This window comes from Cupriavidus sp. 01T418, from assembly GCF_056398885.1.
In genome coordinates, this window is sequence record NZ_JBFTQG010000004.1 from 287,773 (window position 1) to 314,032 (window position 26,260).

25 protein-coding genes and 1 tRNA gene are annotated in these 26,260 nt (G+C 67.1%); 5 read left to right on the forward strand and 21 right to left on the reverse strand.

Translation table 11 applies throughout. The annotated features are described in order from the left end of the window. Positions 1–3 precede the first annotated feature (3 nt). Positions 4–768, reverse strand: a complete 765-nt coding sequence (locus AC1DQ3_RS07310; RefSeq protein WP_477119511.1) for a DUF899 domain-containing protein — start codon at positions 766–768, stop codon at positions 4–6. A gap of 128 nt (positions 769–896) precedes the next feature. On the opposite strand from AC1DQ3_RS07310, the gene AC1DQ3_RS07315 reads away from it, so the two are divergent. Both AC1DQ3_RS07315 and AC1DQ3_RS07320 read left to right on the forward strand, forming a co-directional pair. After that, a complete protein-coding gene (locus AC1DQ3_RS07315) occupies positions 897–2,117 on the forward strand; it encodes a helix-turn-helix domain-containing protein (RefSeq protein WP_477119512.1) in 1,221 nt (406 codons plus the stop codon). 10 nt (positions 2,118–2,127) lie between these two features. Continuing rightward, complete coding sequence (locus AC1DQ3_RS07320) at positions 2,128–2,814, forward strand: Vgb family protein (RefSeq protein ID WP_477119513.1); 687 nt, start codon at positions 2,128–2,130, stop codon at positions 2,812–2,814. Positions 2,815–2,825: 11 nt separating this feature from the next. On the opposite strand, the gene trmB is transcribed toward AC1DQ3_RS07320, so the two are convergent. From trmB to AC1DQ3_RS07340, 4 genes are all read right to left on the reverse strand, one after another. Next, positions 2,826–3,593: a tRNA (guanosine(46)-N7)-methyltransferase TrmB gene (trmB, locus tag AC1DQ3_RS07325; RefSeq protein ID WP_477119514.1), complete on the reverse strand. Its 768-nt coding sequence runs from the start codon at positions 3,591–3,593 to the stop codon at positions 2,826–2,828. A gap of 77 nt (positions 3,594–3,670) precedes the next feature. After that, positions 3,671–3,745 (reverse strand) — tRNA-Gly (locus AC1DQ3_RS07330). After that, positions 3,745–5,049, reverse strand: coding sequence for an O-antigen ligase family protein (locus tag AC1DQ3_RS07335; RefSeq protein WP_477119515.1), 1,305 nt, complete (start codon positions 5,047–5,049; stop codon positions 3,745–3,747). Before AC1DQ3_RS07335 ends, AC1DQ3_RS07330 begins: the two co-directional genes overlap by 1 nt. A gap of 151 nt (positions 5,050–5,200) precedes the next feature. Then, positions 5,201–6,154 carry an aldose epimerase family protein gene (locus AC1DQ3_RS07340; RefSeq protein ID WP_477119516.1) on the reverse strand — a complete coding sequence of 318 codons (954 nt, stop codon included), beginning with the start codon at positions 6,152–6,154 and terminating at the stop codon, positions 5,201–5,203. Positions 6,155–6,442: 288 nt separating this feature from the next. On the opposite strand from AC1DQ3_RS07340, the gene AC1DQ3_RS07345 reads away from it, so the two are divergent. After that, on the forward strand, positions 6,443–6,946 hold the full coding sequence (locus AC1DQ3_RS07345; protein WP_477119517.1) for a cupin domain-containing protein: 504 nt from the start codon (positions 6,443–6,445) through the stop codon (positions 6,944–6,946). Positions 6,947–6,973: 27 nt separating this feature from the next. On the opposite strand, the gene AC1DQ3_RS07350 is transcribed toward AC1DQ3_RS07345, so the two are convergent. Beyond that, positions 6,974–8,188: a polyhydroxyalkanoate depolymerase gene (locus AC1DQ3_RS07350; RefSeq protein WP_477119518.1), complete on the reverse strand. Its 1,215-nt coding sequence runs from the start codon at positions 8,186–8,188 to the stop codon at positions 6,974–6,976. A 434-nt stretch (positions 8,189–8,622) separates the two neighbouring features. Here AC1DQ3_RS07350 and AC1DQ3_RS07355 point away from each other — a divergent pair, with 434 nt between their 5' ends. After that, a complete protein-coding gene (locus AC1DQ3_RS07355) occupies positions 8,623–9,279 on the forward strand; it encodes a glutathione S-transferase family protein (protein ID WP_477119519.1) in 657 nt (218 codons plus the stop codon). A 71-nt stretch (positions 9,280–9,350) separates the two neighbouring features. Here AC1DQ3_RS07355 and AC1DQ3_RS07360 read toward each other — a convergent pair whose 3' ends face one another. Then, complete coding sequence (locus AC1DQ3_RS07360; RefSeq protein ID WP_477119520.1) at positions 9,351–11,399, reverse strand: acetoacetate--CoA ligase; 2,049 nt, start codon at positions 11,397–11,399, stop codon at positions 9,351–9,353. A 158-nt stretch (positions 11,400–11,557) separates the two neighbouring features. Further along, the gene (gene ubiD / locus AC1DQ3_RS07365) at positions 11,558–13,087 is read right to left on the reverse strand and encodes a 4-hydroxy-3-polyprenylbenzoate decarboxylase (RefSeq protein ID WP_477119521.1); all 1,530 of its coding nucleotides are present in this window, start codon (positions 13,085–13,087) and stop codon (positions 11,558–11,560) included. Between the two features lie 630 nt (positions 13,088–13,717). Here ubiD and AC1DQ3_RS07370 point away from each other — a divergent pair. Then, entirely contained in the window at positions 13,718–14,776 is a 1,059-nt protein-coding gene (locus AC1DQ3_RS07370; protein ID WP_477119522.1) for a transglycosylase SLT domain-containing protein, read from the forward strand. A 79-nt stretch (positions 14,777–14,855) separates the two neighbouring features. Here the strand turns inward: AC1DQ3_RS07370 and AC1DQ3_RS07375 are convergent, their stop codons facing one another. The 13 genes from AC1DQ3_RS07375 to AC1DQ3_RS07435 form a co-directional block, all read right to left on the reverse strand. Continuing rightward, positions 14,856–16,037 carry a pyridoxal phosphate-dependent aminotransferase gene (locus tag AC1DQ3_RS07375; protein ID WP_477119523.1) on the reverse strand — a complete coding sequence of 394 codons (1,182 nt, stop codon included), beginning with the start codon at positions 16,035–16,037 and terminating at the stop codon, positions 14,856–14,858. A gap of 143 nt (positions 16,038–16,180) precedes the next feature. Beyond that, positions 16,181–16,693 carry a transcription antitermination factor NusB gene (nusB, locus tag AC1DQ3_RS07380; RefSeq protein WP_477119524.1) on the reverse strand — a complete coding sequence of 171 codons (513 nt, stop codon included), beginning with the start codon at positions 16,691–16,693 and terminating at the stop codon, positions 16,181–16,183. Beyond that, on the reverse strand, positions 16,686–17,189 hold the full coding sequence (gene ribH, locus AC1DQ3_RS07385; protein WP_035863901.1) for a 6,7-dimethyl-8-ribityllumazine synthase: 504 nt from the start codon (positions 17,187–17,189) through the stop codon (positions 16,686–16,688). Before ribH ends, nusB begins: the two co-directional genes overlap by 8 nt. 72 nt (positions 17,190–17,261) lie before the next feature. Further along, positions 17,262–18,374 (reverse strand): bifunctional 3,4-dihydroxy-2-butanone-4-phosphate synthase/GTP cyclohydrolase II, encoded by a 1,113-nt coding sequence (gene ribBA / locus AC1DQ3_RS07390; RefSeq protein ID WP_477119525.1) that lies wholly within the window; start codon positions 18,372–18,374, stop codon positions 17,262–17,264. 241 nt (positions 18,375–18,615) lie between these two features. Further along, the gene (locus AC1DQ3_RS07395) at positions 18,616–19,242 is read right to left on the reverse strand and encodes a riboflavin synthase (protein WP_477119526.1); all 627 of its coding nucleotides are present in this window, start codon (positions 19,240–19,242) and stop codon (positions 18,616–18,618) included. Between the two features lie 96 nt (positions 19,243–19,338). Next, a complete protein-coding gene (gene ribD, locus AC1DQ3_RS07400) occupies positions 19,339–20,457 on the reverse strand; it encodes a bifunctional diaminohydroxyphosphoribosylaminopyrimidine deaminase/5-amino-6-(5-phosphoribosylamino)uracil reductase RibD (protein WP_477119527.1) in 1,119 nt (372 codons plus the stop codon). A 60-nt stretch (positions 20,458–20,517) separates the two neighbouring features. After that, positions 20,518–21,105 carry a pilus assembly FimT family protein gene (locus tag AC1DQ3_RS07405; RefSeq protein ID WP_477119528.1) on the reverse strand — a complete coding sequence of 196 codons (588 nt, stop codon included), beginning with the start codon at positions 21,103–21,105 and terminating at the stop codon, positions 20,518–20,520. Position 21,106: 1 nt separating this feature from the next. Further along, positions 21,107–21,553, reverse strand: a complete 447-nt coding sequence (locus tag AC1DQ3_RS07410) for a type IV pilin protein (RefSeq protein WP_477119529.1) — start codon at positions 21,551–21,553, stop codon at positions 21,107–21,109. A gap of 113 nt (positions 21,554–21,666) precedes the next feature. Next, positions 21,667–23,676, reverse strand: coding sequence for a pilus assembly protein (locus AC1DQ3_RS07415; RefSeq protein WP_477119530.1), 2,010 nt, complete (start codon positions 23,674–23,676; stop codon positions 21,667–21,669). Further along, positions 23,673–24,323, reverse strand: coding sequence for a pilus assembly protein (locus AC1DQ3_RS07420; RefSeq protein WP_477119531.1), 651 nt, complete (start codon positions 24,321–24,323; stop codon positions 23,673–23,675). The genes AC1DQ3_RS07415 and AC1DQ3_RS07420 overlap by 4 nt, the downstream gene beginning before the upstream one ends. Next, a complete protein-coding gene (locus AC1DQ3_RS07425; protein ID WP_477119532.1) occupies positions 24,317–25,282 on the reverse strand; it encodes a PilW family protein in 966 nt (321 codons plus the stop codon). Before AC1DQ3_RS07425 ends, AC1DQ3_RS07420 begins: the two co-directional genes overlap by 7 nt. After that, entirely contained in the window at positions 25,279–25,713 is a 435-nt protein-coding gene (locus AC1DQ3_RS07430; protein ID WP_477119533.1) for a hypothetical protein, read from the reverse strand. The genes AC1DQ3_RS07425 and AC1DQ3_RS07430 overlap by 4 nt, the downstream gene beginning before the upstream one ends. A 166-nt stretch (positions 25,714–25,879) precedes the next feature. Beyond that, positions 25,880–26,260 (reverse strand): hypothetical protein (locus AC1DQ3_RS07435; protein ID WP_477119534.1); only part of this gene is annotated, 381 nt, incomplete at its 5' end.

Here is a 26,260-nt window from a genome sequence, read left to right on the forward strand (position 1 = left end):
GGCTCAGTACGTGTCGTACTCGTCGTGACGGCGCCACCAGACGCCCGTCTCGTTGCGCCCCTTGGGGGCGCGGTCGAGCCACTGGTACATGCCCCAGAGGCCGTCCAGTCCGCGCGCATAGGTGGAATAGGTGTGGTAGACCACGCCGTCCTCGCGCACGAACGCGCTCAAGCCCGGCCTGTCGCGCGAGTACGTCGGCGCGTCGGTTCCGCATGTGGCCGCGAACTGGGCGACGGGTTCCGGGGCCGGCGTCGCGTCCATCGCGTGGCCGCCGCGCTGGTAGTTGTATTGGACGACGCCCTCGCGCTGTTGCGCCTCGGTGAACGAGACGTTGAAGTCGAAGTTGAAGTCGCTGCCGAGCGATGACGCCCAGGGAAACGTCCACCCCATCCGCCGCTTGTACGCCTGCAGCTTCGCGAGCGGCGCCCGTGACACTGCCGACAGCGTGACGTCGTGGTTCGCCAGGTGGACGACGAAGCCGTCGAACCCGTCCGCGATCGCCGAGCAGGACGGGCATCCCGCCGTGTAGTCGGGCCCGAACATGAAGTGGTAGACCAGGAGCTGCGAGCGCCCTTTGAAGAGGTCTGCCAGCGAGGCGCTCCCTTCATCGGTCTCGAATCGGTATTCCTTGTCGACCCGGACCCACGGCAGCGCCTGGCGTTGCCGCGCCAGCTCGTCGCTGCGCCGCGTCAGCGCCTTCTCCGCCTCCAGCAGCTCGAGCCGCGCTGCCAGCCACTGTTCACGTGTCCCGTTCCTATGCCTGGTCATGGTGCTTGCCTCCTTCGGGTGTCCTGCGTCGTTCGTTCCGTTCTCGACACGACGAGAGGGTTGGTGGTCGTGTGCTAGATTAGTGCCGGACATCGAACGGCGGGAGTGACAAGTGTGTCGGGATTCGGATGGATTCGCTGATCACGGCCGCGGCGCGCGCGCTCGCGGCGGGTGACCCCCTCGGCGCGCTGAACCGGGTCGCCTTGCGCGACGATGCGCCTGCGCTGGCCCTTCGCGGCATCGCGATGGCACAGCTCGGCGATTTCGTTCGCGCGAAGGCGCTCGTGCGAAGTGCGGCGCGCGCCTTCGGTCCGAAAGAGCCCGTGGCCCGCGCGAGGTGTGTCGTCGCCGAGGCCGAGATCGCGCTCGTCTCGCGCGACCTGGGCTGGCCTGCGAAGGCGCTGGACGCAGCGCGGGCGACGCTCGAAGCGCACGGCGACCGGGTGAACGCCGCGCATGCGCGGTATCTCGAGGTCCGCCGCTTCGTGCTGATCGGGCGCCTCGACGAGGCCGAGCGTACGCTCGCCGGGCTCGATCCCGCTCCCTTCCCGCCCGCCTTGAGAGCCGCCCATGAACTGGTCGTTGCGGGGATCGCGATGCGGCGCCTGCACACGAAGCCGGCGCGCGCAGCGCTCGCCCGGGCCTGGCGCGCCGCGCGCCACGCAGGTATCCCGGCGCTGGCGGCGGAGGTCGAAAGCGCGGCACGCGTCCTGAACACGCCCGCGGCGCGCCTGATTGCGCGCGGCGAGGAGCGATTCCTCMTGCTCGAGGAGGTGGAGGCCTTGCTGGCATCGAGGGCGCTCGTCGTGGACGGATGCCGTCATGCCGTGCGTGACGCAGGCACGGTGGTCTCGCTGGCAAGTCGTCCGGTGTTGTTCGCGCTGGCACGCGCGCTGGCTGAAGCGTGGCCCGCGGACGTGCCGAGGGACACGCTTATCGCGCGGGCATTCCGGGCGAAGCTCGCCGATGAGTCGCATCGCGCGCGGCTGCGGGTCGAAGTCGGGCGGCTTCGCACTATGCTGCGGACGCTGGCCGGCGTGAGCGCGACGAAGCGAGGGTTTGCGCTGGTGCCGCGCCGCGCAAGCGAGGTCGTCGTGCTGGCGCGGCCGGTCGAAGAGGCGCATGCGACGGTGCTTGCCTTTCTCGCGGACGGAGCGTCGTGGTCGAGTTCGGCCCTGGCGCTTGCGCTTGGAGCGAGCCAGCGCACCGTGCAGCGGGCACTCGACGCGCTTGCGGCAGCCGGCAAGGCGCAGTCGTTTGGCCGCGGGCGAGCGCGTCGCTGGATGACCCCGCCCGTGCCGGGATTCGCGACGACCTTGTTACTCCCCGCGCCACTGCCGAGTGACTAGGATGGAAGGCATGAAACGATCAGCAGCCGAAATCATCCGCGAGTATGAACCCTTTCCGGGTGTCGACAGCGTGCATGGGGTCACGTATGACGGACAGCAAGTCTGGTTTGCTGCCGGCGACAAGCTCAATGCCATCGATCCGGCGAGCGGGAAGATACTGCGCTCGATTGATGTTCCCGCGCATGCGGGAACGGCCTTCGACGGCCAGCACCTGTATCAGATCGCCGAGGATCGCATCCAGAAGATCGATCCGGAGACCGGCCGCGTGCTCGCCACGATCCCGGCGCCCGGCGGCGGCGGCGACTCGGGGCTCGCGTGGGCCGAAGGGACGCTCTGGGTGGGGCAGTATCGGGACCGGAAGATCCATCAGGTCGATCCCCGCACAGGCGCGATCCTTCGCACCATCGAGTCCAACCGCTTCGTCACCGGGGTCACCTGGGTCGACGGCGAACTCTGGCACGGCACCTGGGACGGTGACGAGAGCGATCTGAGACGAATCGACCCGCAAACGGGAGAGGTCCTGCAGAGGCTCGAGATGCCGCCCGGCGTCGGCGTGTCGGGGCTGGAGTCCGATGGCGGCGATCAGTTCTTCTGCGGAGGCGGAAGCAGCGGGAAGCTGAGAACCGTGCGCCGGCCCAGGCGAGGCCCCGCGGCCGGCAGCGGCTCCGGCATCCCCGTCGACGCCAAGAGCAAATGACCGCAGCGGCCTCAGGCCCGCTTACGGAACACCACGTCCCACACACCGTGCCCAAGGCGCACGCCGCGGCGTTCGAACTTGGTTACCGGGCGGTAGTCCGGCCGCGGCGCGAAGCCGCCGGCAGCGTCCGAGGTATTGACCAGGGCCGGCTCGCCAGAGAGCACTTCCACCATCTGGTGGGCATATTCTTCCCAGTCGGTCGCGCAGTGCAGGTAGCCACCCGGCCTGAGGCGGCTGGCCAGCAGCTTGACCAGCGGCGGCTGCACCAGGCGCCGCTTGTTGTGGCGCTTCTTGTGCCAGGGGTCGGGAAAGAAGATGTGCACGCCATCCAGGCAGGATTCCGTCAGCATATGCGCGATCACCTCGACCGCATCGTGCGGCATGATCCGCACATTGCCGATCTCGCGCTCGCCAATCAGCTTGAGCAGGGCGCCGACGCCGGGCTCGTGCACCTCGCAGCCCAGGAAATTGTCCTGCGGGCGCAACTGCGCGATATGCGCCGTGGTCTCGCCCATGCCGAAGCCGATCTCCAGGATCGCCGGCGCGGCGCGGCCGAAGGCCGCCTCCCAGTCCAGCGGCTGCGGGGCATACGGCAGGATGAAGCGCGGCCCCAGGTCATCGATGGCGCGCTGCTGGCCGGTGGATGTTCGCCCCGCGCGGCGCACGAAGGAACGGATGCGGCGCGCATGCGCGACGTCGGTGCCGGCGGCTGCCGGGGTGGGCGCGTTGTCAGCGTCGTCGGCTGGCGTCGGATCGGAACTGGGGTCTTGGGGGAGCATGGCAACAAAAAAGCCGCCGGGCGAATCCTGGTCGGGCATGCGACCAGGTGGCGAAGGCGGCTCGTTTCAATCTGAGGTGGAGCGGGCGATGGGAATCGAACCCACGTCTTTAGCTTGGGAAGCTAAGGTAATGGCCATTATACGACGCCCGCTAAGGCTTGCTGGAGGCGGATTCTAGCATGGTTTTCATGGCTTCCACACTTCTGCGGTCGGGAGCTGCCTTGTCGGCGTCGGGGCGCTTTGCTTGTACGCCAACCAGGCCGAGCAACAGCCCGATAATGCCGGCGTAGAAAACGATGTTCGCCTGGTGCGCCATCGTCACCTGGGTCAGGCCACTAATCATGCTCGCCATCACGACGCCGAGGCCGGCGCCACTGAGGCTGACGCCCAGCGCGTTGCCATTGTTGCGGCATAGGCGCAACGTCCGCACGAATATGCCGGCCGGAATCAGGAAGATGCCCAGCAGCGCGAGCATGCCGGGCAGGCCGGTGGTTGCTGCAGCCTCCAGCACGTCGTTGTGCGCATGTTCCAGATTGCAAGCCACGGACCTGCTGCCCGCGCAGAAGTCTGATGCATGCAGTATGCGTGCGAACTGCCCGACGCCGACGCCCATCCACGGGTGCCTGGCGATCGAGGCTGCCGCGATCCTCCACACCTCCAGCCGTGCCCCGACGGATGTTTCCGCGTTCCCTCTCTCGAACAGCCCGATATCACTGCGCACCTGATCAATTTGCTGCGCCACGGGACTGCGAGGAATCATATACAGGCCAGCCCCCAATGCCGCAACCAGCGCCATTGCCGCAAAGAATCTCGCTGGACTCAATCCGCGGTACCGGACAAAGAGCAGCGGTAGCGCTGTAAGAAGCATGGCGAGCGTCGCTCCCCGTGTACCGTTCAGGATCAGGATCAATGCTGCAAGCGCCAGGTTTGCCCAGGCCAACGCGTGCGTGCCACGAGTGGTGCCCGGTCGGGCAAAGCCGATCAAGCCAAGCGCGGCGACCATGTTGCCGAATGCAATGGCCTGCGTCCATGCGGACGGCCGGTCCTCGCTCAGCGCGAAGCGCTGGATGGCGACGATGACGAGACCAACTACGAGTGCGATCGTGATGCCGTGCCAGATTGCCCTGGGATCCGGGTTTGTGCGCATGACTACCAGGCAGGCCAGCAGGGCCAGCAAGATTCTTGACGGATTGTCGATGACGCTCCACGGCACGCCGAAGTACAGCTTTGAGCCCAGGTAGACGACCATCAAGGTCAGAATAGCCAGGCCAACTGGATACAGCAGGTCGCGGTATGTCCTCCACGTCTTGCGCATTCCGTGGCCGGCGCATAGCGCCAGCACCACGACGGCGGCCAGGAAGATGCCTGAGCCACGCGGCACGCACAGAAGAAGAATCGGAAAAGCGAGGACCAGGGCGCTGGCAAAGGCAGCCAGCTTTGTTGCTCGAAACGTCATAGACTCCGCGTGAATCTCAATAGCGGCGGAACTCCCGTCGCGACCGCGATTATAGTTGATGCGGATGGCTCGCTTCCGGCGGAGCGGGGACAGGGAGTCCCGGGCTGCACTTTTCGGCTTTGTTCGGGCAAGCGGGACGTGCGCGCGCAGGCTATCGGTCCAGGCGCAACTGGCAAATTGCCGCTTCTTCCTGGCCTGGCGCGAGCGAGCGCAACCCCACGCAGTGGTGGATGGCGTCAGGCAGGCCGAGCCAGGGCTCGACGCAGTAGTAGTCGGCGTCGACGTGCTCGGACCAAGTGGTGACGGCGAACCACGGCGTGCTGCCGGGCGGATCCAGGTCGATCACCAGCTTGCGCCCATGCGGGGCAGCGGCGTTGGGCGCCATGGCCAGCGTGCAGGCGCGCGGCCCGGCAAGCCGTGGCTGCAGGACGTGGAAGGTGTCCTGCAGGCGCGGGTCGTCCAGCCGATACGCCGCGGCGCCGGCGCCGCTGGATGCGGGCGAGCCATGCGCGCGCTGGTGCGCCAGGGTGGCGTCAGGCATGGCCAGCCCGGAAGTCCCGCGCGCCTGATGATCGAGTGCAAAATAAAAATGATGGCCCGCGTAATAAGGCATCGAAAGCATCGAAGGCAGCGGCTGCGCACCCGCATTGCGGGTGCGCAGCGTGGCTTCGAGCCCGTCTTCGAGCAGGCGGTAAGTGACTTCGAAACGGAAATCGAACGGGTAGGAAGCGCGCGTCGCATCCGAAGCTTCCAGCACCATGGTAATGCTGCGTTCCGGCTCGTGGCGCGTGACCGTGAAAGGCAGGTCGCGCGCAAAACCGTGGTTCGGCATTGGGCGCACGATGCCGTCGGCGTCTTTCCAGGCGCCGGGCACGCCGTCGGCGAAATGCCTGGCGATGAAGGGGAACAGCAACGGATTGCCGCCGCGAATGCGCCCGGGCTGGGACCAGTCGGCGTTGTCCGGCCAGTACAGGATGTCCTCGCCGCGATATACCCAACGCACCAGGCGGCCGCCGAACTGCGGGGCGAGCAGGAGGAAACTCTGTTCGCTCCCAACCCGGATCAAAGCCTGGCCCTGGAAATGGATATGGGAAAGAGGCTGCATGCAGAGCTTCCTGGGAGCGCGTATCGTTGCATCATAGCCGTCATCGCGCCGCCCGCGCAGGCGAACCGCCGGGCCGATGACCGGCATGCATGGCACCGGCCCGGTGCCCCGGGGGTGCCAGGCTGAAACGCCGCGCCTGCGCCAGGTGCATGCGCGGCGCGCGAGCGGCTGGCGATCCACATTCAGATCGGCTTTTACGCATTTCGGGGCCAGCGCGCGCCGGCCCGCTGCTGGCGTGAATGTTGCGTCCCAGCGCAGTGCGTTTTCCCTCAGTGAAAGGAGCTTGTCATGGCCGGGTCCTTCAGCAAGTCCAGCGCGTCCGCCGGCGATCCCGCCGCGGACTCCACACCGACGAAGTTTTCCCACGTGCGCCCGCAGGACACCGCCTTCGTCGACCAGGGTCTGCGTGATTTTTTCCTCTATCGCGACCTGGGTATTGCCGAGGCCACCGGCGGCAAGCTGCTGGTGCAACTGGTCAAGGCCAACCAGCCGCCGGTGCAGGGCACCGGCTGGCACCGCCACGAGGCGCAGTTCCATGTGGTGCTGATGCTCAAGGGCTGGGCGCGCTTCATGTACGAGGACAAGGAGACGCTGGTGGCGGCCGGCGATTGCGTCCACCAGCGTCCCGGCATCACCCACTACCTGTTCGATTACTCGCCGGATATGGAGTACCTGGAGATCGTGGGTCCGGCCGACTTCCGTACGGTCGAGGCCGAGGGTCCATGCGCCGTACCGCCGGTGACGCCGTGGCCAAAGGACACAAAGGACACAAAGGACAAGGACGCCACCTAGCGGGGCCTGCGCGGGCCCTGCGCGGCGTCACGAACTCATATGCACGGCGTTGCGCACCAGCGGATAGACCTGCGTTTCCCAGCGCTTGCCGTTGAATACGCCGTAGTGCCCCACGCCGGTCTGCACGTGGTGCATGCGCATATAGGGCCGCAGGCTGGCGCACAGTTCCTGCGCGGCCATGGTCTGCCCGATGGCGCAGATATCGTCGCGCTCGCCTTCCACCGTGAGTAGCGCCGTATGCTGGATCGCGCGCGTGTCGACGCGGCGGCCGCTTACGTCAAGCTGGCCCTGTGCGAGCAGGAAGCGCTGGAACACCATGCTGACGGTTTCGAGGTAGAACTCCGCGCTCAGGTCCATGGTGGCGAAATACTCCTCGTAGAACACCTGGATCGCATCGGCGCGGGCATGTTCGCCGTTGGCACGCAGGTCGTAGAGATCGCGGAAGGCCTGCTTGTGGCGTTCGCTGTTCATGCACATGAAGGCGATCAGCTGCATGAAGCCGGGATAGACGCGGCGCATCGCGCCGGCGAAGCGAAACGGCACGTAGCCGGTGAGCGAGTTCTCGAACCACTCGATAGGCTGGCTGGTAGCGAGCGCGTTGACCTTGGTCGGGTTGATGCGCGCGTCGATGGGGCCGGCCATGAGGGTCAGGCTGGGCGGCTGGGCCGGGTCGCCGTCTTCCGCCATCAGGGCCACCGCGGCGAGCGCTGCCACGGTGGGCTGGCAAACCGCCATCAGGTGCGTGCCGCCGCCGAGGACGTGCAGGAAATCGATCAGGTGATGGACGAACTCGTCAAAGCCGAAGCGCCCGTGCAACAACGGGATGTCGCGCGGGTTGTGCCAGTCGGTGATATAGATATCGTGGTCCCGCAGCATGGTCAGCACGGTGCCGCGCAACAGCGTGGCAAAGTGGCCCGACATCGGCGCCACCAGCAGCACGCGCGGCTGGCCGGATACGCCGTGCTTGCGAAAGTGCAGCAGCGAACAGAACGGCGTGCTCGCGGTCACTTCCTCGGTCACCTGTAGCGGCATGCCGTTGACGGTGACGCTCTCGATGCCGAAAGCCCGGCGATGGTGCGTCAGCCTGCTCAGTGCGAGCACTTCGCAGGCGGCACGCGTGACAAGTATCGGCTCGCAAGCAGCTAGGCGCGGGTTCGTTGCCAGCAATAACGCCACCAAGTCGGCCAGGCTGCAGGCAGGGTGCATGAGGTCCGCATAACTTTGGTACACCTGGTACAGCATGGCTTCCCCCCTTTTTATGCGTTGACCTCATTAGCCGCAATTTGTGTGCCACGGCGACGTTGTTGGCATGAGGCTTGCAGGCCTGCCCGTATGGGACAACGGGGTGACCTGTTCTGGTTCGTATGTGGCGCAAGCGCCGTGCGGGAGCGGCGCGCTTGGGCCTTTGCCGGTGTCGCTGCCTCATGCTGGTGCTGCGTGGCGCACCGTGCCAGTGCCGCGCCGGTTGCAGCGCTTCCGCGCAGGCAAAGGTGTCTGCAATACCAATGTCATCGCGATGATGTAGTACAAATTCATAGTAGAGGTAACGAGTAAAGGCAGAGAGTAGAAGCAGCGAGCGCAAAGCACATGGCACGTGGCACGACACTGCACCGAGGGGCACAGGCACACTGTTCAGTGGCGCACACAACGGCGTTTGCCAGGGGCAAGGAGGCGTGATGGCAAGGACGACACTGACCATCAGCAGCAAGACGTATTCTTCATGGTCGTTGCGCGGCTGGCTGCTGGCGCGCTTCGCGGGACTGGAATTCGATGAAGTGCTGGTCCCGCCCGACGATGCCGCGGCGCGGGCGGAAATCCTGCTGCTGTCGCCTTCCATCCTTGTTCCCCGACTGCTGCACGAGGGCGTGACAGTGTGGGACACGTTGGCCATTGCCGAGTATCTCAACGAGGTCAGCCCCAAGGCTGGGCTGCTGCCCGAGGAGCGCGCGGCGCGCGCGCATTGCCGGGCCATCTGCGGGGAAATGCACTCGGGCTTTGCGGCCATGCGCGCGGCGCTGCCGATGAACCTGAAGGGGCACTTTCCCGGTTTCAAGGTGTGGTCGCGCGCGCAGGCCGATATCGACCGTATTACACAGATCTGGACCGAATGCCTGACGCAGTATGGCGGGCCCTACCTGTTCGGCGGGAAGCGCACCATGGCCGATGCGATGTATGCGCCGGTGGTGACGCGCTTTTTGACCTATGGCGTGCTGCTGGACCCTGCGCCGGTGGAATACTGCAAGCAGATCCTCGCCATGCCCGAGCTGCAGGAATGGATCGCGGACGCGAAGAAAGAGCCCGATGAAATCAGCGAGCTGGAAGTGGAGTTCTGAATGGTGTTCTGATTTGTAGCGCGGGGAGGGCAGCGGGTGCGCCAATGCGGCGCACCCGCTTTTCTTTTATTTCACACCGGCGCCGATTCGCTCGCGCGCGCGGCGAGAAAACGCGCGGCGTAGGCAAAGTACCAGGCCAGCGTCTCCGGGTTGGCCATGGCATCGCGATTGGCGATCTTGTCCGGCGCGTGGCCAAGCAGCAGCTTCTTGACCGGCACTTCCATCTTCTTGCCCGACAGCGTCCGCGGCACGCCGGGCACCTGCAGGATCTCGTTGGGCACATGGCGTGAGGACAGGGCGCTGCGGATGCGCGCGCGCATGATGTCGCGCAGCGCGTCGTCGAGCGTCAGGCCCTCGCGCAGCACCACGAACAGCGGCATGTAGGAGTCGCGGCCGAGATATTCGAGATCCACCACCATGCTGTCGAGCACTTCCGGCAGGTCTTCCACCACCCGGTACAACTCGCTGGTGCCCATGCGGATGCCGTGGCGGTTGATGGTCGCGTCCGAGCGGCCGTAGATGATGGCGCCGCCGTGCGCGGTGATCTTGATCCAGTCCCCGTGGCGCCAGACGCCGGGATAGGTGTCGAAGTAACTGTCGCGGTAGCGCTTGCCGTCGGCGTCGCCCCACAGGAACAGCGGCATCGACGGCATCGGCGCCGTGCAGACCAGTTCGCCCACTTCACCAATCAGCGCGTGGCCTGCTTCGTCGAAGGCTTCCACTTTTGCCCCCAGGCAGCGGCACTGCATCTCGCCCGAATAGACGGGCAGGATCGGGCAGCCGGCGACGAAAGAGCCGGCGAAGTCGGTGCCGCCGCTCATGGGCGCCAGCCAGATATCGGCGCGCACGTGGCGGTAGATCCAGTCGTAGGCTTCGGCGGGCAGCGGCGAGCCGGTCGAGCCGAGCGCACGCAGTCGGGACAGGTCGGCCACGCGGGCGGGTTCGATCCCTGCCTTCATGCAACTGGTGAAGAATGCCGCGCCGGCACCGAAGGCGGTGACGCCGGCCTCATCCACGAAACGCCACAGCACGCCGGCATCGGGCCAGGCGGGGTTGCCGTCGTAGAGCGCGATGGTGGTACCCAGCAACAGTCCCGCCACCTGGGCGTTCCACATGATCCAGCCGCTGCTGCTGTACCAGTGGAAGACATCGTCCGGCCCGAGGTTGTTGTGGAACGCCATCAGCTTGAGCTGCTCGATGACGATGCCGCCATGGCCATGCACGATGGGCTTGGGCATGCCGGTGGTGCCGGAGGAGTAGACGATCCACAGGGGGTGGTCGAACGGCACCGGCTCGATCGCCAGCGGCACGCGATGCGCCAGCACGTCTTGCCAGGCGTGGCGGCGCACGCCGGGCGGAAGCGGGATCGCGCCGACATCGGCATTTCCAGCCGGATTTCCAGCCGGATTTCCAGCCGGCACCAGCACCAGGTCCGTCAGCGAGGGCAGGGCGGCGGCGAGGTCGGCCAGCACCGGTGCGCGGTCGTAGGCCTTGCCGCCATAGTGGTAGCCGTCGACCGCGATCAGCACCTTGGGCTCGATCTGGCGGAAACGGTCTATCACCGCGACCTGGCCCATGTCCGGTGCGCAGCCCGACCAGATCGCGCCCAGGCTGGCGGTGGCGAGGAAGGCGACGACCGTGGCGGGAATATTCGGCAGGTAGCCGGCCACGCGATCGCCGCGGCGCACGCCCATTTCGCGCAGGGCGTGCGCCAGCGAAGCGACCTGCTGTTCGAGCGCGTCCCAGCTGAGGTCCGTGACCTCAACGGATTCGCCCGCGTAGCGGATGGCCGCACGCTGGCGCGCCGCGCCGCTGCCGGCATGGCGGAAAACCTGCTGCACATAATTCAGGCTCGCGCCCTCGAACCAGCGCGAGCCGGGCATGGAGGCATCGCCGAGCACGCCTGCGGGCGGTGTGTCGAAGCGCACATCGAAGTAGGCGCGGATGGCGTCCCAGAAAGCCTCCAGGTCCGTCACCGACCATTGCCATAGCGCGGCATAGTCTGCGAAGGCGAGGCCGCGCTCGCTTTCCAGCCAGCGCATGAAGTGCGCGATGCGGCTGCCGTCGCGGAACGCCGGCGACGGCGTCCACATCAGTTTTCCTTCTTCAAGGGTGCTCATGTCTCCTCCTTGGGTCCGTCTGCGCGGACGTGCGGATGGGTTGCGATGCGATGCGATGCTGTGCGATGCCTGGCGATACGAGTCGGGGCCGGATTTTGGGCCGGGGCGACGCCATGCATCGCCGCCCCGGCAAACGTGATCTTACATGCTGCCCGCCATCACGCCTTGGCCCGGGCCTCGAACAGGGAGTCCCACATACCGTCGACGCGCGCCTTGACCGCGGCATTCATCTGGATCGGGCGGCCCCACTCGCGGGTGGTCTCGCCGGGCCACTTGTCGGTGGCGTCGATGCCCATCTTCGAGCCCAGTCCCGATACCGGCGAGGCGAAGTCGAGATAGTCGATCGGGGTGTTCTCCACCAGCACGGTATCGCGGGCGGGATCGACGCGCGTGGTGATCGCCCAGATCACTTCCTTCCAGTCGCGCACGTCGACATCGTCGTCCACCACCACGATGAACTTTGTGTACATGAACTGGCGCAGGAAGCTCCAGACACCGAACATCACGCGCTTGGCGTGCCCGGCGTACTGCTTCTTCATGCGCACCACGGCCATGCGGTAGCTGCAGCCCTCGGGGGGCAGGTAGAAGTCGGTGATCTCCGGAAACTGCTTCTGCAGCAGCGGCACGAAGACCTCGTTCAGCGCCACGCCCAGCACGGCCGGCTCGTCGGGCGGCTTGCCGGTGTAGGTGGAGTGGTAGATCGGGTCGCGCCGCATGGTGATGCGGTCGATGGTGAAGACCGGGAACCAGTCCTGCTCGTTGTAATAGCCGGTGTGGTCGCCATACGGGCCTTCCAGCGCGTGCTGGTAGCCCGAAGGGTGATTCGGGTCGGGCTGGATATGGCCCTCCAGCACGATCTCGGCCGACGCCGGCACGCTCAGCTCGGACAGGGTCGGCGTGATGCAGCCGGCCAGCGCCGTGCGGCTGCCGCGCAGCAGGCCGGCGAACTGGTATTCGGACAGGGTGTCCGGGACCGGGGTGACGGCGCCCAGGATGGTGGCGGGATCCGCGCCCAGCGCCACCGCGATCGGGAATGGCTTGCCGGGGTGGTTCAGCGCGTGTTCGCGGAAATCCAGCGCGCCGCCGCGATGCGCCAGCCAGCGCATGATGACCTGGTTGCGGCTGATGACCTGCTGGCGGTAGATGCCCAGGTTCTGGCGCTTCTTGTGCGGGCCCTTGGTGATCACCAGCCCCCAGGTGATCAGCGGCGCCGCGTCCTCCGGCCAGCATGTCTGGATGGGCAGGCGCGCCAGGTCCACGTCGTTGCCCTCCCAGACCACCTCCTGGCAGGCCGGGCTGCCAACGCGCTTGGGCGCCATGTCCCATACGGATTTGGCCAGGGTAAACAGCTTGCCGGCCTCGCGCAGGCCGCGCGGCGGTTCGGGCTCCTTGAGCGCCGACAGGACACGGCCAATGTCACGCAGATCGGCCAGGCTTTCGGCACCCATGCCCAGCGCCACCCTGCGTGTCGTACCGAACAGATTGGCCAGTACGGGGACGCTATAACTCTGGCCAGGCTTGTGGGGATCGCTCGGGTTTTCGAACACGACTGCCGGTCCTTCCGCCCGCAAAAGCCTGTCGCAGATTTCGGTCATTTCGAGGTCGGGCGACACCGGCGCATCGATCCGTTTCAGTTCGCMAAGGCCTTCCAGCTGGCCCATGAAATCGCGCAAGTCGTTGTATTTCATAGTGAATTCTAGTGGTGGTCAGGCGTCCGAGCGCACCTGTCCGGGCAATTGATGCGCATCAATCTACACATTGGTGCAGTGAGACGCAAAAAAATCGAACGCATTTGCGTCATCAAATTGTAAATTTTTTGACTCTGCCGAGGTCAGCGACGACGGCCTCCATGCTTTGCCAGTACTGACTTTCCCCGAGTTCGGGGTGAGCAAAAGTGCATCAAAGAGTCTTGTTACATATAACCAAAAGCTTTGATAAATAAAAACGTTATTCTTGACGAGGTATAAAAGGGTTTCTACAATCCGTTCTTGCTCATTGGAGTGTTGCGGTGCAGCACAGATTTTTCCTCCCTGTCAAGGGGTGCGTGAAGAATCATCCATATCTGATCAATGAACGGATTCGCCTGAGCAGGGCGGGTCCGGACGATCGCCCCGGCAGTGGCCGGGTGCCTTGAGTAGTTCGCGGCAGGGCAGGCTCCCCCAAGAGCCTACCCTGTTTCTCGTTGGGCGCATGGGGAGCGCCCACCAACAGGTGCTGGACGTCATTGCTAGGCGGCGCGGCATCCTTACTTGAATACGCGGTCAACGGGCGTGCGGCGCATCAGCGCGGCATGAAGCGGACGGCGGATGGAGGTAAGTATGAGTGGTTGGAAAACCCTTCATCTTCCCGGAGTCGGACGGGCATTGCAGGTCCGTTTCAGACAACCGGTACCCGGAGTGAATCGGGCTGTGCAGGTCCGTCTTGCGCATCCGGTCGCTAACCGCGCCATACGGGGCGGTCGCGCAACATTGAAATATGCCCTGAATAGTCTCGGGGTGGTGTCTGTAGTCGCAGCCGTATCGCTGTCGGTCAGCCAGGAATGGCGTACGGCCCTGGCTGGTGCACTGGCCGGGGAGGAAGCGCCCGCGGTACTGATGGAAGCCGCGGTGCCTGCCACCACGGCTGACGTGGCTGCGGCCAAGCTGGATCTTGCCATGGCCAAGCCCGTGGGCTTGCCGACGGTGTCCGGTACCGACGAGTGGGCCCAGCCGGCCGGCAAGGTGCCCTCCGTGGCCCACCTGGCCGCGCAGATCCCGGCCCAGCGCGTGGCGCTGGATGCACGCAACCCGGCGACGCTGGGCAGCGCGCGCGAGCAGGCGGTGGTGGCTGAATACATCGCACGCAAATACCGCGTGGCCGCGCAGGCAACCGCGCAGCTGGTGAAGGCTGCCTACCTGACCGGGCGCGAGGTTGGCATCGATCCGCTGCTGATCCTGGGCGTGATCGCCATCGAGTCCAGCTTCAACCCTTACGCCGAGAGCGGCGTGGGCGCGCAGGGCCTGATGCAGGTGATGACCAAGATCCACCAGGACAAGTACGAGGCCGTGGGCGGCGTTGCTGCCGCGCTCAACCCGTACGCCAACATCAAGATCGGCGCGCTGGTGCTGAAGGACTGCATCGCCCGCGCCGGTTCGCTGGAAGGCGGCCTGAAGTATTACGTTGGCGCGGCGACCACCAACAATGACGGCGGCTATGGCGCCAAGGTGCTGGCAGAGCGTGCCCGCCTGCGTCAGCTGCCGGGTGTACACAGCGTCGCGGCCACGCCCGTGGCCACCAGGCCCGAAGTGACTGCCGATGCCAAGCCGCAGGCCGAGCACCGTCAAGGTACGGCCGGCGACAAGCTGGAAGCCGCCGGGAACGTGCCGAAAAGCGCCTGATACGCTGTGGCAGGCAGGAAAAAAGCACCCTCGGGTGCTTTTTCCGTTTGTGCCCGCCGTCGCGCCGTCGCGCCGTCGTTCAGGCGAAGAACTTGCCCAGGCGCGCCATGGCCTCCTCGATGTTCTCCATCGATGTCGCGTACGAGATCCGGATATAGTCGCTGGCCGTGTAGGGGCCAAAATCCTGGCCAGGCACCATGACCACGCCGGCATCGTGCAGCATGGCCTGGGTCAGGGTATCGGCGTCGCCCGCGGCGGGGTGGTTGACGCCGCGGCAGTCCGCATACACATAGAATGCCCCATCCGGCTTGACCGGCACCCGCAGGCCAAGCGCCTCCAGCGCCGGCACAATGGCCTCGCGGCGGCGGTGGAACTCCGCCTTGCGCGCGTCGTAGATGGCCAGCGCTTCGGGGGAGAAGCAGGCCAGCGCCGCGTGCTGGGCCACTGCCGAAGCGCAGATAAACAGGTTCTGCGCCACTTTCTCGAAAGCGTTCACCAGTTCGTCCGGCACCACCAGCCAGCCCAGGCGCCAGCCGGTCATGTTGAAGTACTTGGAGAAGCTGTTGACGGTGATCACGTCATCGTCGAGGCTCAGCGCCGATACCGGCGGCGCGTCGTAGGACAGGCCCTGGTAGATCTCGTCGACGATGGCAAAGCCCCGGCGGGCGCGTACCGCCTTCAGGATGCGCGCCAGCTCGTCCGGCAGAATGGAGGTGCCGGTGGGGTTGGAGGGCGACGCCAGCAGCACGCCGCGGGTACGCTCGCCCCAGTGCGCTTCCACCTGCCCGGCCGTGAGCTGGAAGCGCTGGGCCGGCCCGCTCGGGATCATCCTGGCGCAGCCGTCGAAGGCTGCGACGAAATGGCGGTTGCAAGGGTAGCTGGGGTCCGGCATCAGCACCTCGGCGCCAATCTCCACCAGCACTGCGCAAGCCAGCAGCAACGCACCCGAGGCACCGGCGGTGACCATCACCCGGCGCGCCGGGATATCGATCCCGTATGTGGTCTTGTAATAGCCGGCGATGGCCTCGCGCAGCGGCGCGATGCCCAGCGCGCCGGTGTACTGCGTGACGCCCCGGCGCATGGCTGCCTCGGCAGCCCGCACGACGGGCTCGGCCGCGGTGAAGTCGGGCTCGCCGATGCCCATATGGATGATGTGGCGCCCGGCACGTTCAAGTTCAGCGGCCTGCTTGGCCAGCTCCATCACGTGGAAGGCTTCGATGTTGGCAAGTCGGGAGGCGGTGGCGAGGCGCTGCATGTCCATGGCGGGGATAGGCTTGGTGGGCGGGGTTGAAGAGAGTTAGGCGGAACTGAATAAGGTAGAAGTAAAAACACCCGCCGGAGCGGGTGTCGGTACGGCAGGCCTGGTGCCGAGAACGGCGCCGCTGGTGCGTCGATCAGCGTGGTTCAGCGTCGGGCGGCCAGCTCGGGTGCGCGCACCTTGGCGGCCAGCTTGTCCAGCACGCCGTTGACGTACTTATAGCCTTCCACGCCGCCGAAGGTCTTGGTCAGTTCCACGGCCTCGTTGATGACAACCTTGTACGGAATGTCGACGCAGTGGATCAGTTCGTAACTGCCGATCAGCAGGGCGGCGCGTTCGACCGGCGACAGCTCGGCCACCGGACGGTCCAGGAAGGGCTCGAACGCCCCCGTCAGCCTGGCTTCCTCGCGAATGGCGCCATTGAGCAGCGCGTCGAAATGCTCGCGGTCAGCCTTGTTGAAGCCTTGGGCCTCGTGCAGATGGGCCTGGATCGCATTGGTATCGTTGCGATTCAGCAGCCACTGGTACAAGCCCTGCAGCGCGAGTTCGCGCGAGCGGCGGCGCGCGCTCTTGGGCGCCGCCTTGGGCTCGGCCTTGGCGACGGGCTTGGCGCCGGCGTCGTTGCTGCCAGGGGTGCTGCTATCGGGCGCGTCACTCATCGTCGTCCTCGTCTTCATCCTCTTCCTGGCCGCGCAGCGAATCCAGCGCGGAAACCAGGTTGGCCATTTCCACCGCGGCGCGGGCGCAATCGCGGCCCTTTTCACGGGTGCGGGCGTGGGCCTGGGCGTCGGTGTCGACGGTCAGGATGCCGTTGGAGATGGGCACGTTGAAGTCCAGGCCGACGCGGGTGATGCCGGCGCCGGACTCGTTCGAGACCAGCTCGAAATGGTAGGTCTCGCCGCGTACCACTGCGCCAAGCGCGATCAACGCGTCAAACTGGCCGCTTTCGGCCATCTTTTGCAATGCCAGCGGAATCTCGAGGGCGCCGGGCACGGTCACCACCAGGGTGTCCTCGCCTTCGATGCCCAGCTTTTCCAGTTCTGCCACGCAGGCTTCGCGCAGTTCGTCGCAAACCGGCTCGTTGAAGCGTGCCTGCACGATGCCGATACGCAGGCCTTCGCCTTCGAGGTTGCTGGGGTAGAAACCGTGATCCATCTTATGTTCTCCTGGGTTCGGGGTGGCGGCCGCATCAGGCAACAGGGTTGCGGCCGCCGGATATCCGGTAGTTCAGTTTGCCTTGCCGCCGTTCATGGGCTGGTAGCCAGTCACTTCAAGGTCATAGCCGGTCATGCTCGGCATTTTCTGCGGCGATGCCAGCACACGCATCTTGCCCACGCCGAGATCCTTGAGGATCTGGGCGCCGGTACCGTAGGTGCGCAGGTCCGGCTTCACGCGCGGGCGATTCTGCGGCGCATCGAGGGCCGAGAACTGCGTGAACAGCTGATCCGCCGCGTCCCCGCAGTTCAGCAGCACCATGACGCCGTGATCGGCCTGGGCGATGGCCTCGAGCGCGGCGGGCACGCCCCACGAATGCGTGGTGCACGACACTTCGAGCAGATCCAGCATGGAAAGCGGCTCGTGGACCCGCACCAGCGTTTCCCGATCGGGCTGCGGCGTGCCCTTGATCAGCGCCAGATGCGCGCGGCCGCTCGGCTTGTCGCGGTAGATGATGCTGTTGAACGTGCCGTAAGGCGTTTGCATGGTGCGCTCGCCGGCGCGCTCGATAATGCTCTCGGTACGGCTGCGGTAGTGGATCAGGTCGGCGATGGTGCCGATCTTGATCTGATGCTCCTGCGCGAACTCGATCAGGTCCGGCAGGCGCGCCATGGTGCCGTCGTCCTTCATGATCTCGCAGATCACGGCAGCCGGCGTCAGGCCGGCCAGGGCGCCGAGGTCGCAACCGGCCTCGGTGTGGCCGGCGCGGATCAGCACGCCGCCGGGCTGTGCCGTCAGCGGGAAGATGTGGCCGGGCTGGACCAGGTCGGCGGCGCGGGCATCCCTTGCCACGGCGGCCTGCACGGTGCGGGCCCGGTCGGCTGCCGAAATGCCGGTGGTGACGCCCTCGGCCGCTTCGATCGACACCGTGAAATTGGTACCGTGCACCGTGCCGTTGCGGCTGACCATGGGCTGCAACTCGAGCTGGCGGCAGCGCTCCGCGGTCAGCGTCAGGCAGATCAGGCCACGGCCGTACCTGGCCATGAAATTGATTGCTTCCGGTGTGACGAAATCGGCGGCCAGCACGAGGTCGCCCTCGTTTTCGCGGTCTTCCTCGTCAACCAGGATAACCATGCGGCCGGCACGGATTTCGGCAATGATTTCTTCTGTACGGGCGATTGTCATGGCATGCAGGCTGGAAAGCTGACTGAGGTCGGGGCTGGAATTCTGCTGAATTTCGGGCGGGACGGCTTGCTGGCCGGCTGTCGGCGCCGGCTGGCCGGGACCCGCTCGGGGGTAAGCCGGCAGGCAGCGGAGCGGTCTGGCCCAATATTGTACGTCAAGCGGGCGCCGCAGGGCRCGCGATGCCCGCCGCCAAGGTATGCGGTGATCGTGGCGGGCCGGCGCCGCCCGGAAAAGCTGCGCGTCAGGCGGGTTTCGGCGCGCTCAGCATCCGCTCCACATACCGCGCAATCAGATCGATCTCCAGGTTCACGCGCGCGCCTGGCTTCAGATCCTGCAGCGTGGTGACCTCGATCGTGTGGGGGATCAGGTTGATCGAGAAGGTGCAGCCGTGCTCATCGTCGATCACCTTGTTGACGGTCAGCGACACGCCGTTGATCACCACCGAGCCCTTGTAGGCCAGGTAGCGACCCAGTTCGCGCGGGGCACGCACGCGCAGTTCGTGGGATTCGCCCACCGGTGCAAAGTGCGTGACTTCCCCCAGCCCGTCGACGTGGCCGGATACCAGGTGGCCGCCAAGGCGGTCGGCCAGGGTCAGCGCCTTTTCGAGGTTGACGCGCCCCGGCTTGTCCAGGCCGGCGGTCTTGTCGAGCGACTCCCGCGAGACATCCGCGTCGAAGGTGTCGCCGTCCAGCGCGATCACCGTCATGCAGGCACCCTGGATGGCGATGCTGTCGCCGAGGATGACATCGGACAGGTCCAGGCCGGTGGCGCGGATGCGCAGGCGTACGCCGGCGTCGGCAGCTTCGCTGGCGCCCAGCGGGGTAACGGATTCGATGCGGCCGACGGCCGCGACAATGCCAGTGAACATGATCGATGCGTGATGCAATGGGAAAACACGCATGCTAGCAGGTGCGGGGCGGTTTCGTTTTTGCCCGCGCTTTCCTGCCGGGCGACAGGCGGCCGGTTACACGTGGTCGGCGCGGCGGGCGATCAGCCGCAGGTCTTCCCCGATCATGCGGACGTCGTGCCAGCGGAAGGCGGCGGCGTCCTGCAGCCGCGCCAGGGGAGGCAGCTGGAACATGCCTTGCGCGTCACCCAGCAGCTTGGGCGCCAGGTAGACCAGCAGTTCATCGGCGCAATGCTCGCGGATCAGCGATCCGTTGAGCTTGAAGCCGGCTTCCACATGCAGTTCGTTGACGCCGCGCCGCCCCAGTTCTTCCAGCATGCGGCGCAGTTCCACCTTGCCGTGCGGATTGGGCAGCACCACCACTTCGGCGCCGCGCGCCTCCAGCGCGCGCCGGCGCGGGCCGTCATCGAAGGCGCAGAACACCAGCACCGGCTTGGCAAAATCGCCGGTATCCGGCACCAGCAGGCGTGCATCCAGGGGGATCTCCAGCCTGGAATCCACAACCACGCGCTGCGGCTGGCGCGGAGTGTCCACGGCACGCACATTCAACTGCGGATTGTCATCGCGCACGGTGCCGATGCCGGTAAGGATGGCGCTGGCGCGCGCGCGCCAGGCGTGTCCATCGTCGCGCGCTGCCTGGCCGGTAATCCACTGGCTGGTGCCATCGTGCAGCGCGGTGCCGCCGTCGAGCGAGGCGGCAACCTTGATCCGCACCCACGGCAGTCCGCGCGTCATGCGGCTCACGAAGCCGATATTGAGTTCGCGCGCTTCTTTCTCCAGCAGCCCGCAGCGTACGTCAACGCCGGCTTCGCGCAGGCGCTGCAAGCCGCGGCCGGAAACGGCCGGGTTCGGGTCTTCCATGGCCGCCACCACGCGCGCGATGCCGGCACGCACCAGTGCATCCGCGCAGGGCGCTGTACGGCCAAAATGGCTGCATGGCTCCAGCGTGACGAAGGCGGTGGCACCGGCCGGATCGTTGCCGCGCGCGGCGGCATCCTTGAGCGCCTGGATTTCGGCGTGATCCTGCCCTGCAGGTTGCGTGAAACCCTGGCCGATGATCTTGCCGTCCTTGGACAAAACGCAGCCAACGCGCGGATTGGGCGTGGTGGTGTACATGCCGCGCGCCGCTAGTGCGAGCGCCTGTGCCATGGCTGCGTGGTCGGTATCGGAGAACATGAGGCCTGGTGCTCTTAGCCGCGAGGGCGGTAGATTCGGGTTGGTTGCAGTCTTCAGTTGTCAGGGCGGCGGAGCCGGGTCGAGGCCACTGCAATCGGCATCCTGTCCCGGCGTGCACAGGCGGCCGCGGCCGTGGGCACTGAGTCTTAGCTGCCGCTGTTCACCCTGGCAGGTCACGGTGAAGGTGGCGGCGAGGAAACCGCCTTGCTCTGAGCGAGAGTATCCCACAGCTGTCATGCGCAGCGTATTGTTGCCTTGCGCGGTTGAGCGCAGTGCGATGCGCAGGCAGGCGCTGCGCAGCTCGACCGTGGCGAGCAAGCCGCCGTCCTGTTGGCCAGGTGCACCGGCGGGCGCGTTGCCTGCCGGCGCCAGCGTCAGGCGCCAGCCCTGATCCAGCGTAGCCGCGCCGGGCAAGGGCGCCAATAACACTTCCGCGCGCCGGGCCACGGCGGTGGCGCGTGCCAGCGCCAGCGAGCCGGCGAGGCGGTCGGCCGCCAGCACCACCTGCTGCCGTGCCTGCAAGCGCTGCCAGGACGGGTAGGCCTGTGCTGCCAGGATGGCCAGCACGGCCAGGCAGGTCAATAATTCGGCGAGCGTTGCGCCGCCGCCTGGATCCGGATGCCGATACCGGCGTCGGTGCGCCGGCATCTCAGCAAGCCTGCGGCAGTGGCACAGACTCTGCCGCAAACGCGGGCTGTGCAAGCCACTCGCCGGTGCTGCGCAGGATCAGCGTGCCGCATGACGTATCCGGGGTTTGTGGCACGGCGCGCAGCTCGACGCAGCGAGCCAGGTCGCCGCTCGGGCAGGCGCCGGCGTTGATCCAGTGACGCGGGCGCGCCGGCGGGCCCGGCACGGGCAGCGGCCATTTGCCGGCCACCACGGCGCCGCCGGGCTCACCCGCGAAGCTCACGGTGGCGAGCGCATGGCGTTCCAGTTCCAGCATCGCGCCAAGCATTGCGCTGCGCGCCTCGGCGCGCCAGCCTCTTTCCATATGCCGATGCCAGGCAGGCACGACCATCGCCATGAGGATGGTCATTACCGTGAGCGTGACCAGCAGTTCGAGCAGTGTGAAACCTGACAGGCGAGGGTGGGGCATGAACATGTTCCGTAACGCCTCCGGTCGACGCGCGAGCGCGCACGCGTTCCGGCGGCTGATTGGGGGCACGGGCCTGGTCATGTGCCGGGTGGCAGTCCTGGCGCGATGTGGGCTCAAGGCGCGCTGGAACGGATGAGCTCGCGCCAGCGCAGGCGGCCGGTGCGGCGGCTGGCGACGGTACGGTTGTGCGGCTCGGCACGGCCATCCTCCAGGGACCAGAGCGTGAGCGCCGTTGCCTCGCGCGAAGTGATCCCGGGCGTTGCAGGTCGCTCAGGCGGCAGCGGCTCGCGGCCAAGAACGACCGCCGCGTGGGCGCCGGCTTCAAGCCCGGTCATGGCGTGGACGAGGGGGCCGCCGGCATGTTCGCTGATGGTGGACTCTCCGCTCAGCGCGTGGATCAGGTAAACGCGCTGGCGCGCGTCGGGCGTGCGGGTCACGATGCCGAGGTAGCCTGGATCGGCGGGAATGAGCCGGTCCAGTTGCTCACCGGGATTGGGAAAGGGCAGGTGCCAGCCGACCGTCGCTGGCTGGCCGCCGGGGATCCGTGGCTCGCGCGGCTGGCGGCGCAGCACGACGCCGCCTCCCTCGGGCAAAGCCGCAATGCGCGTTGGGCTGGCCCGGGGGGCGCCTGTGTCCGCGAGAGAGGCGCTGTCGAAGACGGCGGAGGTGTGATTGCCGCCACCGTACACCACCAGGTGGCCACCGGGGGCGGCGATCAGGACGGGTGCCACTGGCGTCGCCGTGCCGTTCAATGGTGGCGCTGGATTCTCCGCCCGGTGAATGCAGTGGACGCGCTGGTCGCCATCGTGCCATGGCGCCGCGCCGCGCACGTCGAAGCGCCAGAGCCGCCCGATGGCATCCACGGCATAGGCTGCCAGGGCCACGCCCGATGCGTCTGCCAGGATGCTTGCCGCCAGCAAGGCGGGGCTGGCCCCCCCGATCCCGCAACCGTTGCCGGGCAGGTACAGGCGCGGTATCGCATGCCAGGGTGCGCGGGTCGGTTTGTCCAGCGGCAGCAGGGCAAGGCCTGCCTGCCGCATAGTTACGGATGGATCGTGGCGCGGCGCGGCGGACCAGGCCTCGCTGCCTTCCACGGGTGCCAGCTGAGTCAGGGCGTACCAGCTCGACCCCTCGGGCGTGGTTAGCGCCAAGGCGCGGACGGGTCCGGCGGGCGCCAGCGGCAACGTGCCGGAGGCCGTGGCCTCCCACAGCAGTGCAGGCGACGGCTGCGCGGCGCTGGTGCCGGTGATGTCGAGGGCGAACACGCCCGCATGCGCACGTTGGCCTGCGTGTCCCGGGTCGCTGGCCATGCTGGCCGGCAGGCCGCATAGCAAGACGGTACGCCAGCCCCCGGGCTTCACTACCACGTCGGCCGCCTCAGGGTAAGGACATGGCGCGGCCGGCGCGGGTCCCCCGCTCCGCGATGCCCAGCCGGCAGCCTGCCTCAGCAAGCCGCGCGGTACGTAAGCGAGCACTTCCTCGCCGGACCCGGCATCAAACGCATGCAGCAAGCCGTCGCGCGTGCCCAGCCACACCAGGGCCGGGCGTGCCTTGTGCCGCGCGGCAAATTCCGCGTGTCCGGGCCTGCCAGGCATCCAGGAGGGCGGCGGCACCAGCACCGGTGGCGTGCCGGCCGGGCGCCCCAGCCGCTCCGGCCGGGGGGCGGGCGATGTCCGCACTGCAGGGTCCCGCGCAGGCCGTGTTCCGCGCAAGCGTGCCAGCCGTTCCCGGCCCTGGCCACCGGGGAGTCCTTCGGAGCCGGGGCGATCGAGCAGGCCGCGCGTCGAAGTATCCAGTGCCTCCCAATGCAGCGGAGCCAGCCGCGCCGGCGTTTCCTCCGGGCCCGCGAGTGCCGTCAGCAAGCGGCGCGAATCGGGATCGCGCATAGCGAGCAGTGCCCCCGCTTCCCAGGCGGGCAGCGGCAACGGATGCGCCGCCTTGTGCTCGCCCGATGGGAGTGGCAGGCCAGTCAGGCGGCCGCTCCAGGGTTGGCCGCCGCGCTCCGCGATGTAACTGAGAGAGCCGGCCGCCGCCGGGCGGCCGTCGGCCCGCGCCGCGCCGGCACACAGCAGCCATGCGCAGAAGGCAATCAACGCGTTGAGGCCCCGGGTGCCGGGCATCATGGCTGGAACTCGCTTTGCACCAGGCTGCGCACCGCCGTGTCTCGCCCGTTGCCGAGCGCCGTAATGCGAAAGCGCAGCCGCGGCCCCGCGCCAGCCGCATAGTCCGTCCCCAGCCACTCGCCGGGTGGGCGCTCGTGCAGCAACTCCGCGACATAGCGCGGCATGGTGCCCACGCCTGCCGTCCCGGCCGGCAAGCTGGGCAGGGTGATGCCGCTGAAGGTGCCCACTGCTATGCCGGCGGCCTCATCCGGCCCGCGTGCGGCGAGCCAGCTCTCCCACGGCGGTGCGGCATTCGCGGCAGGCCGGCACAGCCCCAGCTGCGCCGCGCGCCCGCACTGGCCCGGCGGCGGCCAGGCAGCAAGGCGGGCGTCCGCCCCGGCGGCCCCGGCGCGGAGTGCCGCCAGCAATTCCCCTTCCGCATCGAGCAGCGCCATCTCCGCCGCACGGAAAGCGATTTCGCGCTCCAGCTGATAAGCGGTCACTTGCCGGCTGGAGAGCAGGAAATGCAGGCCAGCCATGGTGGTGGCGATCACCAGCAGGAGCATGGTGGTTGTCAGCAGGAGCGTGGTGCTTCCGCTGTGATGGCGGCGGTGCGCGAAGGCGCCGCGTGACATGAGCGATCGAGGTTGCGGGGCCGGATTCAACATAGCGTCTCCTCGCACAAGCCGCTATTGCGCAGGCGCACGGAAGCCGAGAATACCCGGCGTATCACGGCAGGCCGGGCAGGGACCTGGAACACGAGATCCTCCGCATGCGTGTCGGCCGCGCGCCGTGGGAACAATACAAGCGCGATGCCAGCCGCTGCCGGTGGCAGCGGGCGCTCGCCCCGCAGCACCAACACCACCTGCACCACCTTCACCTTGCCCCAGGCTGCATCCCCTTGGGCGTGTAGTTCCTCGGCGCGCAGGAAGACATCGCCCTTGCCGTCGTCGTCGGTATCGATGCCGTAACGCAACTGCATGGTCTCTACGCCGCGCACCAGCGCGCCGGAAGTCCAGCTGTCCCGCTGCACCCGGCCGTCGCGCCGGCTGGCATAGCGGCACAGCAGTTGCGGCTCGCCGTCAGGGGCATTGGCCACGTAGAGCAAGCTGGCGCCGGCATAGGCGTTGCCGCCTTCCCCGGCTGCGCCGCCGACACTCGCCGCTGGCAGGGCATAGCCGCTGCAGTCGATCATGGTCTGGTCGGGCAGCGTCGGATCGTGCGCGCGCCCGCTGCCGCTGAAGCGCACCAGCAGCGCATCGCTGCCGTTGACGCCGCGGCGCGCGCATCCGGGCCGTGTGGCGATGCCGGGCTGGCCGCAATCATCGCGTCCGGCCACGGCCGGCGGTGCCTTGGCCGGCATGGCTGCAGCAGGTGGCTGCCATCCGGCATGCCGTATCAAATGGGAAATGATGGCAAGCGCGCGCTGGCCGCGTTCCTCCAACAGCACAAGGTCGACCGTGGCGCGGTAGGCGACTTGTACCGCATGGAAGGCCGAAGCGGCCACGGCACTGACGAGGAGTCCGAGCGCAAGGCCGATCACCAGTTCGATCAGCGAGTAGCCTTGCGGGCGCCTGCGGCCCGCGCCGGGGCGGGCATGGATGCCGCGCATGCAACCGTTTCTCACGGCCGGATCCACAGCGCAATGACCCGCAACCCAACTTTATCGGCTACGCCGCCGCGTTGACCCGAGACACGAGGCAGCAGCCCGACGACCGCCAGCCGCGATCCCGCTGCACAGCCAGGGTGGCCATGCTCGCTGCCGGCCGAGGCGAGTGAGCGGCAAAACCGGAGTTGATGTGAACCGATGCAGCAGGCGTGCAGCGGCGACAGCGTCAGGCCCGGATCCTCCAACTCCGCCAGTTCGGCGGCGGCACGCGTGGCCTGTCCAAGGGTCTCATATTGCCGCAGGGCGCTTAGCGCGGCCGGAGCGAGCGCGGCGAGCGGCAGCAGGCCGACGCCGAGGACCGCGAGGGCGGTGAGGGATTCGATCAGGACATAGCCGCGGAAGCCTTTCCCGCGAGCGGGATGGTGACGCGTTTGCGCGCGCATTGACATGGCAGCCTCGCATGGAAGACATGATGTCCGAGGATAGCCAGAAGAGCGGCCTGGAAATGTTCCAGACTGTGGCGATGCGTAAGGGAAATGCTAACGGCGGGTTGGCCGGAAGACGTTGAGCGCGAACTATCCCATGCCTGGCGCCTTCATTCCGGATGCTTCGCGGCTAGCGCAGTATCTCGCGCCAAGCCAGGCGCCCACTCGGGTTCGCCGCGCTCCCAGCGATGGTCTCGGTGTTGGCGTTGGAGCCCGACGATATCTTGCATTCCTTGCCCGGCCCGCATTTGGTCACGGTAGGTGCTGGCGTAATACCCACTGTCGAACCACGGCCACCGACAGACACGGCTATCCGCGTCTGGGGATCCGGCATGAAGTCCGCAGGGGTGAAGTTGCCGTCACCGTTGACATCGAAGGGGGAGATGTTGGCCAGATGCCCTCCGGTGAGTGCCTGCACCTCCATCAGCCAACTGGTGCCCCCATTTTCGCATTGCGCGGCGGATGGGATCAGCGTCGTGAAAATGATACGGTCTCCTCTCACCGAGGGGCC

Bases quoted from the DNA above. Each gene is read 5' to 3' on its own strand.
- ribH (WP_035863901.1), bottom strand. From the start codon at position 17,189: ATGGATCACGGTTTCTACCCCAGCAACCTCGAAGGCGAAGGCCTGCGT.
- trmB (WP_477119514.1), bottom strand. From the start codon at position 3,593: ATGCTCCCCCAAGACCCCAGTTCCGATCCGACGCCAGCCGACGACGCT.
- AC1DQ3_RS07320 (WP_477119513.1), top strand. From the start codon at position 2,128: ATGAAACGATCAGCAGCCGAAATCATCCGCGAGTATGAACCCTTTCCG.
- AC1DQ3_RS07345 (WP_477119517.1), top strand. From the start codon at position 6,443: ATGGCCGGGTCCTTCAGCAAGTCCAGCGCGTCCGCCGGCGATCCCGCC.
- AC1DQ3_RS07420 (WP_477119531.1), bottom strand. From the start codon at position 24,323: ATGTTGAATCCGGCCCCGCAACCTCGATCGCTCATGTCACGCGGCGCC.
- AC1DQ3_RS07335 (WP_477119515.1), bottom strand. From the start codon at position 5,049: ATGACGTTTCGAGCAACAAAGCTGGCTGCCTTTGCCAGCGCCCTGGTC.
- AC1DQ3_RS07430 (WP_477119533.1), bottom strand. From the start codon at position 25,713: ATGTCAATGCGCGCGCAAACGCGTCACCATCCCGCTCGCGGGAAAGGC.
- AC1DQ3_RS07355 (WP_477119519.1), top strand. From the start codon at position 8,623: ATGGCAAGGACGACACTGACCATCAGCAGCAAGACGTATTCTTCATGG.
- AC1DQ3_RS07360 (WP_477119520.1), bottom strand. From the start codon at position 11,399: ATGAGCACCCTTGAAGAAGGAAAACTGATGTGGACGCCGTCGCCGGCG.
- ribD (WP_477119527.1), bottom strand. From the start codon at position 20,457: ATGTTCTCCGATACCGACCACGCAGCCATGGCACAGGCGCTCGCACTA.
- AC1DQ3_RS07310 (WP_477119511.1), bottom strand. From the start codon at position 768: ATGACCAGGCATAGGAACGGGACACGTGAACAGTGGCTGGCAGCGCGG.
- AC1DQ3_RS07370 (WP_477119522.1), top strand. From the start codon at position 13,718: ATGAGTGGTTGGAAAACCCTTCATCTTCCCGGAGTCGGACGGGCATTG.
- AC1DQ3_RS07340 (WP_477119516.1), bottom strand. From the start codon at position 6,154: ATGCAGCCTCTTTCCCATATCCATTTCCAGGGCCAGGCTTTGATCCGG.
- AC1DQ3_RS07410 (WP_477119529.1), bottom strand. From the start codon at position 21,553: ATGCCCCACCCTCGCCTGTCAGGTTTCACACTGCTCGAACTGCTGGTC.
- ribBA (WP_477119525.1), bottom strand. From the start codon at position 18,374: ATGACAATCGCCCGTACAGAAGAAATCATTGCCGAAATCCGTGCCGGC.
- nusB (WP_477119524.1), bottom strand. From the start codon at position 16,693: ATGAGTGACGCGCCCGATAGCAGCACCCCTGGCAGCAACGACGCCGGC.
- AC1DQ3_RS07375 (WP_477119523.1), bottom strand. From the start codon at position 16,037: ATGGACATGCAGCGCCTCGCCACCGCCTCCCGACTTGCCAACATCGAA.
- AC1DQ3_RS07415 (WP_477119530.1), bottom strand. From the start codon at position 23,676: ATGATGCCCGGCACCCGGGGCCTCAACGCGTTGATTGCCTTCTGCGCA.
- AC1DQ3_RS07350 (WP_477119518.1), bottom strand. From the start codon at position 8,188: ATGCTGTACCAGGTGTACCAAAGTTATGCGGACCTCATGCACCCTGCC.
- AC1DQ3_RS07395 (WP_477119526.1), bottom strand. From the start codon at position 19,242: ATGTTCACTGGCATTGTCGCGGCCGTCGGCCGCATCGAATCCGTTACC.
- AC1DQ3_RS07405 (WP_477119528.1), bottom strand. From the start codon at position 21,105: ATGCCGGCGCACCGACGCCGGTATCGGCATCCGGATCCAGGCGGCGGC.